4 protein-coding genes and 1 pseudogene are annotated in these 3,122 nt (G+C 70.1%); 1 reads left to right on the top strand and 4 read right to left on the bottom strand.

What is annotated here, in order from left to right; all coding sequences use genetic code 11:
• From HMPREF0591_RS05340 to HMPREF0591_RS05355, 4 genes are all read right to left on the bottom strand, one after another.
• Nucleotides 1-371, bottom strand: a 371-nt coding sequence (locus tag HMPREF0591_RS05340) for an FGGY family carbohydrate kinase (protein WP_007167416.1), incomplete at its 3' end; no start/stop codon positions are given.
• Nucleotides 368-1,768 (bottom strand): mannitol dehydrogenase family protein, encoded by a 1,401-nt coding sequence (locus tag HMPREF0591_RS05345; RefSeq protein WP_007167417.1) that lies wholly within the window; start codon nucleotides 1,766-1,768, stop codon nucleotides 368-370. The genes HMPREF0591_RS05345 and HMPREF0591_RS05340, both read right to left, overlap by 4 nt.
• A 34-nt stretch (nucleotides 1,769-1,802) precedes the next feature.
• Nucleotides 1,803-2,147: a DUF732 domain-containing protein gene (locus HMPREF0591_RS05350; RefSeq protein ID WP_007167418.1), complete on the bottom strand. Its 345-nt coding sequence runs from the start codon at nucleotides 2,145-2,147 to the stop codon at nucleotides 1,803-1,805.
• A gap of 150 nt (nucleotides 2,148-2,297) precedes the next feature.
• Nucleotides 2,298-2,642, bottom strand: a complete 345-nt coding sequence (locus tag HMPREF0591_RS05355) for a DUF732 domain-containing protein (RefSeq protein WP_007167419.1) — start codon at nucleotides 2,640-2,642, stop codon at nucleotides 2,298-2,300.
• 315 nt (nucleotides 2,643-2,957) lie between these two features.
• Between HMPREF0591_RS05355 and HMPREF0591_RS33695 the strand changes: the two are divergent.
• Nucleotides 2,958-3,122: pseudogene (locus tag HMPREF0591_RS33695) on the top strand (hypothetical protein); the annotation flags it as partial.

Consider the following 3,122-nt stretch of genomic DNA (forward strand, 5'->3'; position numbering starts at 1 on the left):
ATGGCGGCCAGCGGCACGACGCCGACGGCCCGGGCCCACGCCGCGGGGCCGCCGAGCTCCTCGACCAGCGCGCGCGCCGCGTCGGCCGACCGCACGTCGTTCCACAGCAGCGCGGGCCGCACCACCCGGCCCGCCGCGTCCAGGCAGACCATGCCGTGCTGCTGCGCCCCGACCGCGACCGCCTCGACGCCGCCCAGGCCACCGGCGTCCGCGAGTGCAGTGCGGGCGGCGTCTTCCCATGCCGCCGGGGCGATTTCGGTGCCGTCGGGATGGTCGGCCCGGCCCTCGCGCACCACCTCGCCGGTGGCCGCGTCGCAGACCAGCACCTTGCAGGACTGCGTCGACGAGTCGATCCCGGCGACCAGCGTCATTCGTCGGCCCCGACCAGTGCCCGCAACGTCGCCCGCGCGCCGCGGCGGTGCAGCGAATCCAGCGCCCACAGGTACGGCTCGAGGAACCGCGGCTGGTCGACGAGGTCACCGAACACCGCCCGGTTGGCCAGGAACGCGGCCGGGTCGTCGCGCTGCGAGCGGGCGAGGGGGACGAGCGTGTCGGCGAGCCGGTCCACCACCTCGATCGGCCGGCCGCCTTCGTCGACGCCCTCGGCGTAACGCGCCCAGCTTGCGACGATCGCGGCGGACAGTCGCACCGGGCCGCCGCTGCGCAGATTGTCGGCGACCACGGGCAGCAGCCACTTGGTGATGCGTTCCGAGGAGTCCGCGCACAGCCTGGCCACCGTGTCGCGCACGTAGGAGTTGCCGAATCGGGGGAGCAGCCCGTCCTTGAACGCGGCCAACCCGGGGACCGGGGTGAGCGTGGGCATCGCCTCGTGCTCCAGATAGCGGTGCAGGAATTCGGCGATCACCGGATCCTGGGCGGCCTCGTGCACCAGCCGATATCCGGCCAGGTAGCCGAAGTAGCACAGGCCCTGATGGCCGGCGTTGAGCAGCCGCAGCTTCATCGCCTCGTACGGCGACACGTCGCCGACGAGCTGGACGCCGGCCCGCTCCAGCGGGGGGCGCCCGTCGGCGAAATCGTCCTCGAGCACCCACATGGCGAACGGTTCGGCGACGACGGGCCAGGCGTCGCGCACGCCGAAATCGTTGCGCAGCAGCTCGATCGCCGTGGGGGTGGTCGCCGGGGTGATCCGGTCGACCATCGAGTTGGGGAACGTGGTGTGCTCGCTCATCCACCGTGCGAGTGCGGGATCGAGCCGTTCGGCGCACGACATGAACGCGCGCCGCGCGACGCGCCCGTTCTCCGCGATGTTGTCGCAGGACACGATCGTGGGGGAGGGCAGGCCGCGTTCCCGTCGCCGGTTCAACGCCTCGGTCACCAGCCCGAAGGCGTCGCTGAGCGGCGGGTGGTAGCCGCCCTCGGTGATGGTGAGCGAGATGATGCGGGTGGCCGGGGTGGCGAGCAGCTCGACGACCCCCTCGGGATCGTCCGGGGCGTAACGGAAGTCGACGATCGAGCCGATGACCCGAGGCTGCCGGGTGCCGTCGGGGTGTTCGAGAATCAACGTGTACAGGTAGTCCTGGGCGCGCAGGACGTCGCGCATGCGCCGGTCGTCCGGCAGCACGCCGACCCCGCAGATCCCCCAGTCCATGGCCAGCCCGTCGGCGAGCAGCCTGTCGAGGTACATGGCCTGATGGGAGCGGTGAAACCCGCCGACGCCGAAATGCACGATGCCGACGTTGATTTGGCCGCGGTCGTAGGCCGGGACGGGGATGTCGAGGGCGCTCAGGTTGCGTGCGCTGAGCTCCATTGCCAACCCCGGCCGTCGCGCGGCGAATTCCCGGTTACGCGTTAGGGCACAGATCCCGGATGGCGAAGATCACCACGTCCGCGGCCTGCCGGCCGTTGATCCCGCCCGTGCCCTGGTCGGCGTCCGAGCGTTGTATCGCCAGGTTCTCCAGCTGTTGCGGGGAGGCGCCCCACGAAAGTTGTTGGCACAGGTCCGCGCCCATCTGCAACAGCGCCTCGTCGCCGCCGTTGATGGCGTGGATGCCGGCGTTGTGCAGGTCGTTGAGGAAGGACGTCTGGTCGGCCCCGGCCGGGCTCGCCCAGCCGATCCCCGCGGCCAGCAATGGGCCGCCTACCAGGGCCGTGCCCATGAACCTGCCATAGGGCCGCTGTGCTGCCATCGAAATCGTCTCCTTCGTCCCGTGCCGGATCGCCGATGATGCACTTTTACACGAAAGCGGGCCGGACACGCTGCGGACGATGAATCCCGAGGATGAATTGTCGGCAAAGACCGATGGCCGGCGCGGTGGCGCCGACGGGGGAGACGACCGCTAGGCGGTCGGGCAGAGGTCGCGTACGGCGTCGACGACGACGTCGTCGGCCTGTTGGGGTGTCAGCCCGCTGGCGCCCTGCCGGCCGTCGGAGCGTTGCAGCGCCAGGCCCTCGAGTTGGGACGGCGGGGCCCCCCAGGACAGTTGCTGGCAGACGTTCAGGCCCATCTGCACCAGCGCGGCGTCACCGCCGCTGACCGCGTGGATCCCGGCGTGGTGCAGGTCGTTGACGAAGGTGGTTTCGTCCGCCCGCGCGGGGCCCGCGCACATCACTCCGGCGACCAAGAGCGGGCCTCCCGCCAGCGCCGCGCCCATGAATCGGCCGAAGAGCCGTCGTGTAGCCATGGTTCCTTCTCCCTGTCCGTTAACCACACGGTTGCTTGCCGTTCATCTTTATAAAACCTCTCAGACATGTAGCGACGGCAACGATTCCCTGTGAATGCGCTGCGGAAAAGTCGCGCCGGCGAGCCGGCGAATCCCCCAGCGGGCACGTTCGCCCCGTGACGCCCTTGTGACGTCACCGTTTGGAAACGGCGCGGTGCGGCGCGTCCCGTGTCGCCCGCCGGCTGCCGACAATTGGCTCGGTCGTCGAAGGATGGCTATGCGGTTCTGCTGCAGCAGATTGTTATGTGGGCGCGAATAAAAGGAGAGTCGACGCTGATGGCGATCGTCGATCGGTTCGGTATGAAAGTAGTTGCCAGCCTTGGGTTATGCGGAGCCGCGCTTGCGTTGAGCCCGGATGCGGCGGCCACTCCCCTGAAGACGGGCGGTTACGCCTGCATAGAGGGGCAGGCCGGCGAGGCCGGCGCGCCGCTGGCCGGCGGG

It is taken from the genome of Mycobacterium parascrofulaceum ATCC BAA-614 (assembly GCF_000164135.1).
GTDB lineage: Bacteria > Actinomycetota > Actinomycetes > Mycobacteriales > Mycobacteriaceae > Mycobacterium > Mycobacterium parascrofulaceum.